At 58.3% G+C, this 14,774-nt stretch carries 9 protein-coding genes; 3 read left to right on the top strand and 6 right to left on the bottom strand.

What is annotated here, in order from left to right:
• Positions 1–164 precede the first annotated feature (164 nt).
• Positions 165–1,268, top strand: coding sequence for an acyltransferase family protein (locus ACXJKO_RS23685; RefSeq protein WP_457093533.1), 1,104 nt, complete (start codon positions 165–167; stop codon positions 1,266–1,268).
• Between the two features lie 32 nt (positions 1,269–1,300).
• Here the strand turns inward: ACXJKO_RS23685 and ACXJKO_RS23680 are convergent, their stop codons facing one another.
• The 4 genes from ACXJKO_RS23680 to gmd all read right to left on the bottom strand — a co-directional run bounded on the left by ACXJKO_RS23680 (position 1,301) and on the right by gmd (position 8,662).
• Positions 1,301–2,605, bottom strand: a complete 1,305-nt coding sequence (locus ACXJKO_RS23680; protein WP_457093532.1) for a glycosyltransferase family 4 protein — start codon at positions 2,603–2,605, stop codon at positions 1,301–1,303.
• Complete coding sequence (locus ACXJKO_RS23675) at positions 2,602–6,435, bottom strand: FkbM family methyltransferase (RefSeq protein ID WP_457093531.1); 3,834 nt, start codon at positions 6,433–6,435, stop codon at positions 2,602–2,604. The genes ACXJKO_RS23680 and ACXJKO_RS23675 overlap by 4 nt, the downstream gene beginning before the upstream one ends.
• Positions 6,436–6,695: 260 nt before the next feature.
• Entirely contained in the window at positions 6,696–7,649 is a 954-nt protein-coding gene (locus tag ACXJKO_RS23670; protein ID WP_457093530.1) for a GDP-mannose 4,6-dehydratase, read from the bottom strand.
• Positions 7,650–7,669: 20 nt separating this feature from the next.
• On the bottom strand, positions 7,670–8,662 hold the full coding sequence (gene gmd / locus ACXJKO_RS23665) for a GDP-mannose 4,6-dehydratase (protein ID WP_457093529.1): 993 nt from the start codon (positions 8,660–8,662) through the stop codon (positions 7,670–7,672).
• Between the two features lie 715 nt (positions 8,663–9,377).
• Here gmd and ACXJKO_RS23660 point away from each other — a divergent pair.
• Positions 9,378–11,690 (top strand): hypothetical protein, encoded by a 2,313-nt coding sequence (locus ACXJKO_RS23660; protein WP_457093528.1) that lies wholly within the window; start codon positions 9,378–9,380, stop codon positions 11,688–11,690.
• A 261-nt stretch (positions 11,691–11,951) separates the two neighbouring features.
• Here the strand turns inward: ACXJKO_RS23660 and ACXJKO_RS23655 are convergent, their stop codons facing one another.
• Positions 11,952–12,920 carry a hypothetical protein gene (locus ACXJKO_RS23655; protein ID WP_457093527.1) on the bottom strand — a complete coding sequence of 323 codons (969 nt, stop codon included), beginning with the start codon at positions 12,918–12,920 and terminating at the stop codon, positions 11,952–11,954.
• Positions 12,921–13,002: 82 nt separating this feature from the next.
• Positions 13,003–14,091, bottom strand: coding sequence for a glycosyltransferase family 2 protein (locus ACXJKO_RS23650; protein WP_457093526.1), 1,089 nt, complete (start codon positions 14,089–14,091; stop codon positions 13,003–13,005).
• A gap of 537 nt (positions 14,092–14,628) precedes the next feature.
• Between ACXJKO_RS23650 and ACXJKO_RS23645 the strand changes: the two genes are divergently transcribed.
• The coding region (locus ACXJKO_RS23645) for a 2-dehydropantoate 2-reductase N-terminal domain-containing protein (RefSeq protein WP_457093534.1) at positions 14,629–14,774 on the top strand (146 nt) is incomplete at its 3' end.

Genomic DNA, 14,774 nt, shown 5'->3' with positions numbered 1-14,774 from the left:
CTGCAGTACATGCGATCCAGTCCGATTGGATCGGAGCCAGATATGTCCGCAAGTTGTAGAATACGCCATCGTTCCGAGGCAGCGCCACGGTTGCGCAGGAACATTATTCACTTTACCTACTAAAATTAGAGGGCGGGACCAAAGTGGATACGTGCCGGTCAACCATGATGGCAGAAAATAAGGTCGAAGAGCGCTTGTATTTGGCACCGCTCGATGGGCTGCGACTCTTCGCGTTTCTCACGGTTTTCATCCATCACATCCCCGCCCCAACAACATCCCCAACACTGACATTTGTCCATGCCTATGGCTGGGCAGGCGTTGAACTGTTTTTCGTAATCTCTGCGTTCCTTTTCTTCCATCTATTCAAAGCAGAAAAGCGGAAATCTGGCTCGTTAGATATTAAACGCTTTTACCTTCGGCGCCTCATCCGCATTTACCCTCTTATGGTATGCTTTCCTGCATTAATGCTTATTTTATACAGGCATCGAGACGCGACAGAAGTTGCTTTACGATTCATCGGCCTTGCATTGTTTTCTGATAATCTTATTACATGGTTCGATGGGTACAACCCAATTCGCTTCACACGACACCTGTGGACACTTTCGTTTGAATTCCAGATTTACCTAATCATTCCCCTTGCATTTGTGGCTTTCACGAAGCTTGGAACCAAGCGATTCATGATGATGCTCTTGGGGGTCTTTTGCTTCTGCTTGGCTTTGCGCTTGGTGTTTACGGGGCTTGGGGCCCACCATCCGATCGTCTGGGTTACGCCTTTTCTGCAGCCTGATGCGGTCATCGCTGGCGTCTTACTTTCGCTACTTGTCGTCAAGAAGATCCCGGTGTGGGGTTGCGCCCTGCTCTTCGCAGGATCCACGTTCTCTTTTTTAAACACGCCTGCCCCTTGGGCCGGCGTCGGGCCGGCTGCGCTCAGCTATCCTTCTGCTGCAATCATGTGTGCATCGCTCGTTGTTCTCGCGTTGCGTTGGCAGCCATTAGGCGCCCTGTTCTCATGGAAGCCTGTTGCGTTTCTCGGATCAATTTCATTCGGGCTTTACGTTTATCACCTACTTGGCAATCATCTGGCAGCAAAAACCTTTCTTAAGCTTCAGATGGCGGTCAATCCCGCGGCAGATGCCCGTCAGTTTGCGCTGTTCTTCGTAACCAGCCTTACAATTACGATCACGATGTCGATTGTAAGCTATTACGTGCTCGAACGGCCGCTTCTGCGTCTTAAGGACCGTTTTGCCACCGTGAAAGGACGCCCATAAGGAAGCAAACTGCGGTCACAGGCATCGACAACTTATGTCCCATCATCCGTGACAATGCTTGAAGCGGGAGTGCCTGCTATCGATCCGAAGAGATTGCCCTTGGCCACTCCCGGCATGAGATCGATCACCTGTTGGGCATAGCGTTCAGGTCGGAAAAACTCCATTGCGTGAACGGCAGCGGCCGAACCAAGGCGCTGCCGCCACTCAAGATTCTCTCGAAGAGCCTTGAGCGACGTGGCTGCCTCGCCGATATTCGCATCCGCCCATCGCATACCGGCATCGGTATACTTGCCCTGCGGGTCGTTTACCGGAACGAGTTCGAAGCCTACCGGAATTCCCGTTTCGCGCGTCAGGAAGTCGACGCTTCCTGACCAGTCGGTCGCGATCACAGGCAAGCCGCGCAGCATACCCTCGGCCACCGGCAGCCCCAGCCCCTCCGCCCGGTGCAGGGACATGACAACGTCCGCGCGCTCGTAAAGCGCATCCATGCCCGCCTCGTCCAGAACGCCTCCGATCAGCTCGATATTGGCAGCACTGCCTGCCGCCTTCTGCATCAGGGGCACAGCCTCGGGCCAGACGAAGTCATTCATGTATTTGACGACCAGCCGCACGGAAGGATTATCGTCGAACGCCTGCCGGAACGCCGCTATCGTCGCGCAAGGGTTTTTGCGCGCGAAGCTCGAAGCAATGTTGAAGACGACCAGTACCGTAAAAGGCTGCTCCGGCCTCCGAGCAGGGCGCGGCTTTCTGTGCTCCAAGGTCAGGGGATAGGGCACGACATGCAGCGGTCGCCCACGCGCGATGGGACGGATGGCATCCCGGACGAACGTGGTGTTGACGCAGATCTCATGGACGAAGGGAATGGCCGGCGACCAATCCTTCGGGACCTCGGGCAACTCCCAGAACCAATGAGCGATGAAGCGCTTGCGGTCCACGAAAGCGCGTCCGAGATATCCCATCGCCAACGGCACGAGGGGGCCGCTGATGTGCAGGAAGACCGTGGCCTCACCGAGCAGTCCCCGCCCATCGTCATAGGTGAAATCGGTATGGTTGACCTCATGCATCAGCTTTTCGGTCAGATCGATGCCATAAACCGGAAGGCCTGCTGCCTTGAGCGCGTCGTGGCAGGCTCGMGCCGCCGCTCCGAGTCCCGATGCATGGCGCAGCATTCCCACGATAACGATGGGTGCCGTCGCTCTTGCATCGGCTGTCGGCCGAGGCGCCCGCCATGCCGCGAAACGGAACAGCGCCGCTCGGCGCGCCTTGTGCGGCAGACGGCGCCAGACGTGATGGTGAGCGAATTTCAGGACCGGCTTCAACATGGCGTCGACCTTCATGCAGCTCCGGCACGTGGTCGAGRAGCCTCAGCGTCGAAAAACTCTTCGGAAGATTCCGTCGGTTCCTGCGCATCCTGCAATAGGATGGCCTTCAGACGTTCGGTATTTTCTGCCCAGGTCATCCAGGACATGTCTCCGGACTTCCGATGCTCACCCTTCGCATGAAGCTCCAGCCAATCCTTAATGGCCTGAGCCAAACCGTCGGAATCCTTGACCGCGAAGTAGTCGGCGTGAGCRCCTGCGACCTCGCGGAAGACGGGGATGTCACGCGCCAGGATCGGAATGCGATGCCTTGCGGCCTCGATGAGCGRGAGGCCAAATCCCTCGTCGTCCGACGCGGCAATCAGGCATATGCAGGTCGCGTAGACTTTCTCCAGGTACTCGTCGCTGATCCCTTCGAGCCAGAAGAGTCGGCGGCCCAGTTCAGGATGTTGCCGGAGTTTCTGGACAATCGTCGGAATGGTGCGGCGCTGGTCCTGGGGAAGGCCCTTCCAGCCCTCAGCTCCGACAATCACGAGGTTGACGTCCGCGCCCTCCGCCCAAAGCCGCTCGAATGCCGCCAGGGTCTGCAGATGGCCCTTCCGCGGCTCCACAGTGCCGACCATGAGGAAACTCTGGCGCGCCGACAGCTGGCTCAACACGGTGGCAGCATTCTCGGGCAGGCCCATGGTCGGCGCGGAAGCGGCGATGTCCGCACCAAGGTGCAACGCCACGACGTCGAGATGCTCAAGCGTCTCCGGCCTATTGGCTTCGAGCCACTGCGTTGCCTCGCGCGCAACGGCTTGGGAGATACAGATGAGGCGATCGCCGCTATCGGCGACGGCCGAGAGCCACCGTCCGTGCACCTCGCTGAAGCGATCGGGGAAAAATTCGGGGCGCGTCAACGGCAGGACATCATAGACCATGAAGTTTGTCTTCACGCCCTTCGCGCGCCACTCAGCGTAAAGCCCTGCCTCCGTAGCGTGGATCACGCCATCCGTCCAGAAATCCGGCATGTAGAAGACGTCGCCTTCGGCAACCTCCACCGGGTCATCGTCCAGGACGTCCTCCAGCAGCCCGAGAAGCTGCAGGGTGTAGCGCCGTGCATAGCGGTAATGCCAGTGGCCCTTGGCATCTCCGAGCCAAACCGGCTCGACCCGGAATCCGGCGGGAGGATTGTTCAGGAGGGAGAGGAGCTGCGAGCGGACAACGCGCTGGATTCCGGTCTTGAAGTCCTCACGCGCCAGAACCGAGACATCGACCAGCAGCTGGCGAACGTCTCCTCGTTGGAGCGGACTCTCTCCGGCCAACTTGCGGGCAAGCTCGAGCCATTCCTCGTCATCCAAGGGAGCCGAAATCAGCGATGCATGTTCCACAAGAGCGCGCACATCCGCCGTGGCGGGAGCCAGTTTGGAGATCGTCTCGATAGCCTCGTGATAGCGGCCGGCAACCTGCTTCGGCGAATGCTGAGCCGCCACGCGTCGGGCTTCCTGGCTCAGTGCCTGCCGCCTTTCCGGATTGTCCCTCAACGTCGTAAGCGCCTCGGCCAAATCGTCGACGGACAATTTTTCCGGCAGCATGAGAACGCTGCCCTCAGGCAGTTCGGCCATCGATCCGTTGGCATTGACGATGGTCGGAACGCCATGAGCCAAGCAGTCGAAAACCGCCGCCGATGTCTCGCCGCGCRAAAGCTCGCGCAGCTGCACTGCAAGATCGGCTGCCTGCAGGTATTGACGATAAACCTCGGCCGACACGAAGCCGGTAATCTGAATACGGTTCTTGGCCGGCGACGCAGCGATGGATTTGCGCAACCGCTCGCAATACGGGTTGTTCTGGCTATCCTGACCGACGAAGATGAAATGACAGGTCCCCTCACCTGCCATCGGTGTCTTCAGCCACGCATCGAGAAGATGCTGGTTCATCTTGGTCTCGCCGAGAATGCCGAACGAGCAGATGACGAAATCATTCTCACTAAGGCCGAGAGCCGTCCTAGCAGAGCTGCGGTCGATGCTGTCGGGCAAGTGCCGCGGGAACGGGACGATCATCCAGTCCTTGGCAAAACTCTCGCCGTAATGGAACTGGGCGAGCTGACGGGAATACTCGCTATGAACTACGACGCCCTGCGCCCTCTGCAACAGTGACAGGTTCACCGGAAGATTGTTGACGATATCCGTTTCTTTCGCCGGATCGAACCTGTCGCGAAGAGCGTGATAGCCATGCGATTGATAGAGCGCATTGGCCCAGAAGCCATGAACGCCACCATACAGTTCCAGGTGCGCGAGAAGCCCGCCGAGATAGAAGTCGTGCAGAATAACGAGTCCAGGATACCGGTCGATCAATCGGAACATATGATCGTGGAACAGCGAGTTTCCGAATTGGTAGACGATCCTGTCGTAGCCATGGGCGTGCTGTTCGAACCAGGCGACATCGCGGATCTTGCAATTGGCGTTGACCCACGGGTCGGAGATTTCCTTCTGAGCAACGACCACTTCGATGTCGTAGTATCGTGCGAGCTCGGGAAGCAGCTCGGCGCAGTAATCCGCAATGCCTGACTTCTCGGGTGGCAGCGGCGCAACGAATGCCAGACGCGGCTTAGCCCCACCAGAAGCGGACGAGCCCAAGCGGGCCAGGTTATTCTGCGCTCGCATGAGTCTCTGATAGACCAGGCGGGTGGATTGAGGCTCCAGAGACAAGTCCAGCGTGCCGTCTTCCGGCGCCCTGCGCTGCGCCATGAAGCTCATGGCTCTTTGATGATAAGTCATGAGGCGCAGGCGCTCATTGAGAACAGGAATGCGCGCCGCGCTGCGCTTTGCCAGAGTGGCCAGATGCGGCTGCTTCAGGATTTGATTGACCAGGCCGACAATGACGGTGCGAACGGCGCGACGCGGGCGGGATCCCGCCTTCAGTGATGTCCAGGCTTTTGCTTGGCGCAGCGACCATCCTGCCGCACGCTCCGCGGCGCGAAGGGGCGCCGCGAGCTTCCATGCGTAGGATCCGCGAATAGCGGCGAGCTGCTGTTCAAGTATCGACACGCGACGACTGAGCGTCTTCTCCTGGGCGGATGCGGCGCGGGCGCGGTCCTTCAGCTGGGCATTCTGCTGGTTGAGAAGAGCGATCTGGTTACTCGTTTGGGCGAGCTCACGACGCAGTCCCGCCGCGAAGGGCGACGCTTCAGCAAGCTCGAAATCATCAAAGAAGTTCGGGCCCGCGCCAAAACTGGCCTTCAACTCGCTATGCGAAGAGCTGACGTAGAAGCGGTTTAAGCCGTCGAAATAGGCAAACTCGTAGCCCAGAGCCAGAAGCTCTTTTTCCCATGCGAGGTGGGTTTGCACAGGCTCATTGGGCGCGGTGCTCTCGATGACGACGATCCAGGGTCGAACACGGGAAGGCAGCCAGCTCTCAATGACCTGCGCCTCGGCCCCTTCGACATCGATCTTGAGCCAGTGGACGTCCCGCCCTGTGAAGGCATCGAGAACTCTCGAAAGCGGAATGCTCGGAAGCTCAATACGACGAACGGGCAGGCCAGCGGTTTCATGTCGCCGGGCAATCTCGGCATCCGTCGTGCTCAGGCCGGTTTGAAGGATCTCGAAGAACGGAATCGCTCCTTCTTTTGGGGAGATCGCCGCTTCGATAACCTGCTCATCGGGCCGCTCTTTGCGGATCTGTTCGGCATAGGAGGCCACCGGCTCCACGTGCACACCGCGCCATCCCTTTTCGTAGAAAGCAAGGCTCACAGAATCGATGACGGGATCATGCGCTCCGATATCGATGTAAGTCCCGCGCTCTACATGCTTCAGAGCGCGCCAAAGAATAACATCTTCGAAGTTCTGCGCGTGCGACGTAATGGTCAAGGCAATGTCCCGTTTAACCTGTGCTGGACTAGGCAGCTATTCATAATGAACCGGCGTTCTATCATACCGTAGACAAAACAACAGAACTGCCATTGCACAAGCTCGATTGCGAGCCTGTTGCGCACCACGGCATGTAGCATGAGTACAAAGGGTCTTCAAAGACGTCGCTATTCTCGAAGAACCTGCATCCGGGGATTTTTCTGTCGAAGTTGACGCTCGGCTACAGCAATGCAGACCGTTCCAGCGCAACTCCACTACCCCTAGGGTAGGATTTTCCTCCGGCAATCCTCCAGGACGGCCGCAAGCGTGTCGTCGAAGGAGTAGCCCGGTTTCCAACCGAGCGTTTCTCGGGCGCGACCGGCATTTCCTATAATGCGGGGTAGGTCRCTCGGGCGAAGACGCTCCGGATCCTGTTCGATTGTGATGCTTGCGCGGCTTTGTACCAGCAGCTGCCCCAACACGTCGCCGATGCGCCGCGGAACGCCGGAAGCCACGTTCAGAATAAGACCGGGCTCCTGCAATTCTTCCGTGCGCAGAACCGCCAGGGCGTAGGCGTCCACAACATCCCTGACGTCGAGGAAATCCCGTTCCGCATCGAGATTGCCAACGTGGATGACCGGCTTCGCAAGGCCGGCCTCGATTTGGGCGATCTGCATGGCAAAGGCTGGAATAACGAATGTCTCCGCCTGCCCCGGACCGAAATGGTTGAAAGGACGGAAGCGGATGCTCTTCAGACCACGCCGCGTCAGTGCGCCCAGGGCAAGGTCCGCGGCAGCTTTGGTGACGCCGTATTCGTCGACAGGAGCGAGGAGCGCGGTTTCGTCGAGAGGGAGGCCCGGCTTCGCGCTGTCCCCATAGACCAACCCGGATCCGACATTGAGCAACCAACATTGTGGCGCCACGTCCAGGATCGCGTGAGCGAGATTGAGCGCACCCTGAACATGCACCTGCCATGCAATCGTCGGATTGGACGTCGCGGCGGCAGGAGCAGCCAGTCCGGCCAGATTGATGACATGGGTCGGCTGATGGCGGGTGATCGCGGCCTTGACCGCACCTAGATCCGTGACGTCCAGAGCTGAAACGGAGCCAAGGAGCGGGTGCTCCCCTGCTCCTTTGCCGGTTGCGATGATCGCAACTTCACCACAGGCGCGCCTTAGCGCTTGAGCCAGGTATGGACCAACAAAGCCCTGCACACCTGTGATGAGTATCCGCATGTCAGTGCTGCCGGATCGCCTCAGAGATGCTCATGCTTCTTCAGGCGAGCGAGATCGGCCTCGACCATCTCGGCAACAAGCTGTTCAAGGCTCGTCTCGGCCTGCCAGCCGAGCTTTGCCTTCGCCTTGGCCGGGTCGCCGAGCAGAACATCGACTTCGGCAGGACGCAGGAACCGCGGGTCGACCGTGACATGGTCTTCCATGTTCAGGCCGACATGGGCGAAAGCCAGACGGCAGAAATCCTTCACCGAAACGGTTCGGCCGGTCGCCACGACGTAATCGTCAGGGGTGTCCTGCTGCAGCATCAGCCACATCGCCTTGACGTAATCCCGTGCGTGACCCCAGTCGCGGGTCGCATCGAGATTGCCGAGGGCGACCTTGTCCTGAAGACCGAGCTTGATGCGTGCGGCGGCGTCCGTGATCTTGCGGGTCACGAACTCGATCCCGCGCAGCGGGGACTCGTGGTTGAACAGGATGCCGCTGGAGGCGTGCAGCCCAAAGCTTTCGCGGTAGTTCACCGTCATCCAGTGAGCGTAGAGCTTGGCTGCGGCATAGGGAGAGCGCGGGTAGAACGGCGTCGTCTCGGACTGGACCGGCTCCTGGATCAGGCCGTACATCTCGGAAGAAGAGGCCTGGTAGAAGCGAGCCTCGGGGCAGGCAAGGCGAACCGCCTCGAGCATGTTGGCTGCGCCGAGGCCGGTCACGGTGCCGGTGAGAAGCGGCTGCTGCCACGAGGACTTAACGAAGGACTGCGCGGCCAGGTTGTAGACTTCGTCGGGCTGGACCTCGTTCATCACCCGGATCAGGCCCGAGAGGTCGGTCAGGTTGCCGTCATGCAGCATGATCTTGCCTGCCACGCCGATCCACTTGAGGCGGGAGTCGACGACATCGGCCGAGGCACTGCGGCGCAGCAACCCGTGAACCTCATATCCCTTGTCCAGCAAAAGCTTTGAAAGGTAAGCCCCGTCCTGTCCCGTCACGCCGGTGATCAGCGCTTTTTTCCTATTCGTCATCTCGTATAACCTCGACTATTCACTTAAAGCGCCCGAAGTCTGAGACCGACGCTGTGATGGCTCAGCCCGCTGCTCGGCGTGGATCGCTCTGGCTTGACGACTTGCCCTTTGGCAAGGTCCAGAGCCGAATTCCATAAAACCGGCGGCTGCTCCTCATGGAGGCTGCACTTACCGTGTAAGCTCAAGATCTGTCAACGACTCTGCCGATCCGCCCCCTATTAGGCCACGCCGAAATTGCTTGCCCCTTTGGAAGCCCGGCGCAGCGCGACTGACGACCCTTTAGCCCCCAGGAAGAGCCCGATCCGTCCCGGTGCAATCAACACCCCACGACATCATGGCTTGGATCATCGGGGCCCTTCTCTACTCTAGAACAGGCGGCTAGGGTGGCTGCGTCCCAAGGGATATGAAAGTCGCGCCTCAAAACATAGACATCGTGTGTAACAAGGCGTGCATCCTGCGGCGCCACGCAGCACAAAAGCGCAATGAACGCCCCCTTCCGCAAGGTCATGGCCTCTTAAGTCCTGTCCAAGCGCCCCAGCCACCTGATTCGGCGACCAATAGACAAGTTCTGATGGAGGCCCGTCCCGGATGAGGGCTGCTCCTTAAGGCCGCAGGCTCACCTCCCCGCAGCCTTTACCCAGTCAATGCGGCCAAGGCCCATCGCTGTCTCCGATCACGCCTACAGGGCCAACGCCCCTCATCCGCTCACGCGCAAATGCGCCCACAGGGCCTAGCTTTAGCTTTCAGCCGTCGATATACACCCAACCCGAAAGAGAAAACGGGAACCGGAGCGATGTCGGCTCATCGAATTTTTGTCGCAGCCACAGCAATACCACTGCTTGCTGTAGTTTTTGTCATCAATGGGACGGTTCCTGGGCTCCTAATACCAACGACAGCCCAAGCATTCTGGACCACCGGCTTCGCGCAGTCGTTCATCAACGATGGATTTTCTATATACGCTCACAATATCGGGGCCCCTGAACCGGCAGCAATAGCCTTTGGCCTATCGGGCGCATTGGCGACCTCTGCCTTTTTGAAGCTGGGCCTCTCGGCGGCGGATGCCTATTCGGCCGCGTTCGCGCTTTGGCTGACTGTAGCATTCACAGGCGCTTACAAGCTGACACGGAGGCTCGGCGGGGCAGCGATGATGTCCCTGCTCTCGGCAATGCTCTGGTGCACGATGCCGGTGGTCTGGTTCCACAATGGGTATTCCATGCTCGCGCTCGGGATCGCTCTACTGCCTTTCTATTTCTATTGCTCAGTCCGTGTCCTCGATCATCCGAGAAGCATCTCGAACTTCATCCTGTTCCAGTTTGCCTGCCTCGTTGCGGTATTCATGGACGGCTACACGTACATCATGTTCGCTGTAGCGACAGGTTTTGCTTTCCTGTTTTCTCTGATCAAGTTTCGCAGCAGCAACCTGACCGACATCACTATCAAGGGTTTCACGATAGGCGCAGGACTCCTGATCTCGTATGTCCTCTACGCGCTCTATGTCGGGCAAGCCGAGTTCATTTCCTCTCCGATCGATTTCTTTCGCGGCTGGGGAGCAAACCTCGAATTCTTCTTCATCGCCACGAAGGGGATGATGTTCCTGCCGGATCTGATGGGCATCAGCGACGCGCGGACCGCGCAGGAATATTTCGGCGACAGCTCCGTTTTCAAATCCTCCTTCTCTGCGGCAATCATCATTGTTGCGATCTACGCCATCGTGACCGCAAAAGCCGACAGGAAAGCGATGGCTTTGTTCGCGGTCATCGCCTTGTTCGGCTTTTACATGTCCTTGGGACCGTCAGTTAAGCTCTTTACATATCGTCCGGACGGCATGGACCAGTTGATGCCCAAGAGCTACGGGTTGTTCTCGACTGGAAACGCGCTGCTGTCGGAGAGGCTTCCGGGCTTCAAGAACATGCGCGCCAGCTATCGTTGGATGGCCTTGGGCGTCTTCGGGTGCTGGGTCATCCTGGCCATCATGCTTTCCAGCAAGCGCTGGAGCGTCATGCAAAAGGTAATCGTGCTGGTCATCGTTGCAGCGTTCAACATTCCAGCGATTGGGGTCGTCCGGAACTACTACCAGGACCGCGCCGACGTCAAATCTCGAGAGGTTGTCGTGCAAGAGCTGGCCCCTCTAGTGAAGAAGGGGGAAACGATTGCATTCCTGCCCTACCGGAACGACTTCCTCATCAACTACCTCGCAAGCAAGCTCGACATTCGGACATACAACATTGGAGGCGACAAGAATCTCGCGTCGGCTCGGGAATCTTGGCCGGAGACGATGAAGCGCTTCAACCAGGACGAAATCGACCCTGATTTCATGGCGAATGTCAGGGCCGTTCTGGAAAATGAGGATGCGAATGCCGTTGTCATTACTTATATCGATCTGCTGGCCTCAGCACACAGCGGCCCCTTGAGGAATGTCTTCAAGGAGGAACTGTCTACCATCGCCAAGAATCTCGACGACGACCCTCGGCTGGTTGCCTCCTACAGCGATCACTTCGCGGTCATCAGGCTCAATCCGGGCCTGAAAGGAATGGGCGAGGCTTGGGTTGCGCAGAGCAATGACCCAAGAAAGGACCGGGAGCCGATCAGGCTTAAAAAGGGATCATCCGTGTCATTCAGAGTAGGCGGCCTGAAACCCGAACTCATGCTGCACAGAGGCTGGTCACGGTTCGAAACGAATGGCATCTGGTCCACACGGAAGGTGTCGAATGTGCTTCTCGAGCTACCGAAACAGCAGGACCTGAATTTGCGCGTCGATATGGCTCCGTTCGTCCCGCGCTCCACGGACCAGATGAAGGTGCAGCTCTTGATGAACGGGCACAACGTTTTCGAGCGCACTTATGTCGGGATCGGCGATGGAACCTGGCGCGTGGAGTCGGAAAACATCAAGCTGCCAAATTCCACATTGAGTGAGGACGGCATCAATGTCCTTGAATTCAAAGTCGATTCGCTCCTGTCACCGACAAGCCTCGGCATCCAGGACCCGCGATCGCTCGGCGTCATGCTCCAGCAGATCAGTGTCGAATAGCATCTCGCTGGTTAGCCGCCTGTGCGAGCAACCTCTTCGTCATGGAAGGGCAGATGGCGAGATGACGTAGAACTATGCGCAAGTCGTGGGTTATAACGGCGGCAAAGTGTCGAGAGCGTGAGCAATGAGAAAGCGACCCTGCGCCGCCCAGTGAGCATGCTTCAATCCAGTTGGCATTCCGCTCAGAATAGGCCCGACCCCATCTTCTTGAACTCTCGCAAGTGAGTGGGCATGAAGCTCCTATGGGGCTCACCCCAGCGCTCAGGCTGCGATAGGATCGCTCTTCTTCAGTAGCCATGAAACTACGAAGAACAGGAAATCGCCTGTCACCGTAACAACTCGCCCCAAGACCACGGTCAGCACCAGCTCACTCTCCCCGACAAGCCCTTGCAGCAGGAAGACCAGGATGAGCTCCCTCACCCCGACGCCGGCAGGGGCGCCAGGGGTGACCAAGCCGATAAGCCAAGCCACGATATAGGCGCTGCACAGCATGATCCAGCCCGAGGTGGACGTTACGGCGGCTGGAAAAATCACCTCGATCAGGCAGACGAACAGCACGCCCGAAATGGTCACGAAGGCAACGTATAGGCTGAACGCCCGAACAGCCGCCCGACCGAAATAGATCGCGAGACCGGCACCCACGATCGCGAGTGCCAGCACGAAGGCAACGATCCCCAGCTGAAGTGGCAGCCAAGGTAGTAATAGAGGCAACACCAAAGCACCGAACATCGACCCTGAGATGGCGAGCAGCCCCAGCTCCCAGAACGTCGATTTTGCAAGAGACCAGCCGGGCACGCCCGCAGCCATTCCCATGGCCTGCCGACCAGCAAGATGAAAGATGTTGCCGGGCACATACTTGGCGAGTTGAGAAATGCCGTAGGTCCTGATCGCCCAGCGGCGTGGTGTAACGGCTCCGAACTGGATAAGCAGATTCCACCAGCCCAATGCCATCAGGTTATTTGCGATGCAGTAGGCCACCGCACACCCCCCGACAGCCCACCAGATCTCCGAGCCCAAACCCTTAAAATCAATCTGACCGCTATAGTCGCGAAGGCGCATGGCAACGAAGAAAATTCCGATCACCGCGACTGCGCTGCCGAACCAATGCATATATTTCTTCATGCCGGCTAGCACGGAGGACTTTCGCCCGCCCAAAGCCGGCACAGTTGCATGATCCGGGGTGGAGAGCTCTTGATCTGGGCAGCCATTCTCCTCAGTGCCACCGGCCATCTTCAAGCTCATCGCTATACCTTTGATCTGTTGGCGGCAGCCTGCTTACACGAGCGAAAAGCCCAGTTGCCTAAACCTCGCATCATCTCATAGGCCGCAGATGCTCGGCCTTCAGCGGCTGGCTATCACACTCTGCACGAGTGTCAGCTTCCGCCGCGCTGCCATGATGTCCCAGGAGCGTCGACGTCTTCTGCCGCAGCGTCACGTCTTCAAGATTGACGGTGCTGTGGCTCATATCCGTGGGTGCGCGTTTGACAGTGACGCGGATATCTTCGAGCAACTTCCTGTTCGCAGCCAGCAGGTCGGCCAGGAACGCGACAAGAAAGGTCTGGAATCCCATGCCAAGCAACACGGATGCCAGGATAAGTGACTGGACGTGACCTTCGCCGCTRCCCGTCATGTAGTAGAACAGGAAGCGGAGCCCGAGCAGGAAGCCCAGGAAGAACAGGACGCCGCCAAGAATACCGAAGAAGCGGAACGGTCGATAGATCACGAAGATACGGACCATCGTACCAATGGACCGCTGGATATACGACGGGATGCTTTTAAGAAGTCGCGACGGGCGCAGATCCTCGTTGACGCGGATAGGAACCGACACGATCGCCATGTTCTTCTGTCCGGCTTGGATGATCGTCTCGAGCGTATAGGTGTAATCGCTGAACACGACCAAACGCTGCGCTGCTGCCCGACTCATGGCGCGGAAGCCGCTTGGTGCATCCGGAATGCTGGTGCGGCTGACGGCACGGACAACCCAACTACCCAGCTTCTGCAGGAATTTCTTGGCCGGAGAAAAATGCTCGATCGTATCGATCGGGCGCGCGCCGACCACGATATCCGCCTTGTGCTGCAGAATCGGGGTTACGAGCGCCGGGATATCATCTGCGTTGTATTGGTTGTCGGCATCCGTATTGACGATGACATCGGCCCCGCGTTCTAGGCATGCCTCCAAACCGGTCATGAAGCCGCGTGCAAGCCCCTGGTTGCGGCTGTGGCTGACCACGTGATCGACGCCGTTTTCCAGGGCGATGCGCACTGTCTCATCCGCGCTGCCGTCATCGATCACCAGCCACTCGACGACGTCAAATCCCGGGACGGTACGCGGAAGGGCCGCCAGCGCGATCGCAAGGGTCCCAGCCTCATTATAACAGGGTATTTGGATGATCAGCTTCAAAGTGGAGTCCCCGACGGCAAAGTGTGTAAGAAACGTACCGCGATAATGGCGATCTCAACTATGATCTGCCTGCACTAAGCCTGACTTTACCGCAGATCTCGCCCAATCCGGAAGCAATTGGCCAACGTTTCATTGTTATCACACGCGTAGGCACTACGGGTTCGTCGGTCAACCCTTTCTTTCAAGGAAAAACACCATGAGGGGCCTGGATTTTGATCTTCTGCGGCAACAAACTTCCGGTAGAGGCGAAGGCGCCTTGAGGCTGAACGTTGCCACGCGAGAATTGGCCGGCATATGGGTCGAGAGGCTGCCAGAGGCATCGGTGATGGGCTTGGAGCCTTGAGCGCACCGTCGTGGCGGTCCTCCCTCCTTGCAGCCGAGATTTCCATAGTGTAGGCGATGCGGCCTATAGCCCTTTGGCGAGGACGACGGGAGACGATCTGCCCTACCATTGTCTCTCCAGGAAGGGCGGTTTGCTTGGTTACGCAACCCTTTTACCCTGTATTTGCAACGTTATTTGATAGACGGGAGATCCGGATGCGAATTGCGATGATTGGCTCGGGCTATGTGGGGCTGGTGTCCGGCGCCTGCTTGGCCGATTTCGGCCACGACGTCTGCTGCGTCGACAAGGACCCGGCCAAGATCGAGGCCCTCAATCGCGGCGAGATCCCGATCTTCGAGCC

The organism is Microvirga sp. P5_D2 (assembly GCF_054049475.1).
Note: the sequence above shows the minus strand (reverse complement) of the source record. Positions and strands in the feature narration are given on the sequence as shown.

Bases quoted from the DNA above. Each gene is read 5' to 3' on its own strand.
- ACXJKO_RS23685 (WP_457093533.1), top strand. From the start codon at position 165: ATGATGGCAGAAAATAAGGTCGAAGAGCGCTTGTATTTGGCACCGCTC.
- gmd (WP_457093529.1), bottom strand. From the start codon at position 8,662: ATGACGAATAGGAAAAAAGCGCTGATCACCGGCGTGACGGGACAGGAC.
- ACXJKO_RS23660 (WP_457093528.1), top strand. From the start codon at position 9,378: ATGCGCCCACAGGGCCTAGCTTTAGCTTTCAGCCGTCGATATACACCC.
- ACXJKO_RS23655 (WP_457093527.1), bottom strand. From the start codon at position 12,920: ATGGCCGGTGGCACTGAGGAGAATGGCTGCCCAGATCAAGAGCTCTCC.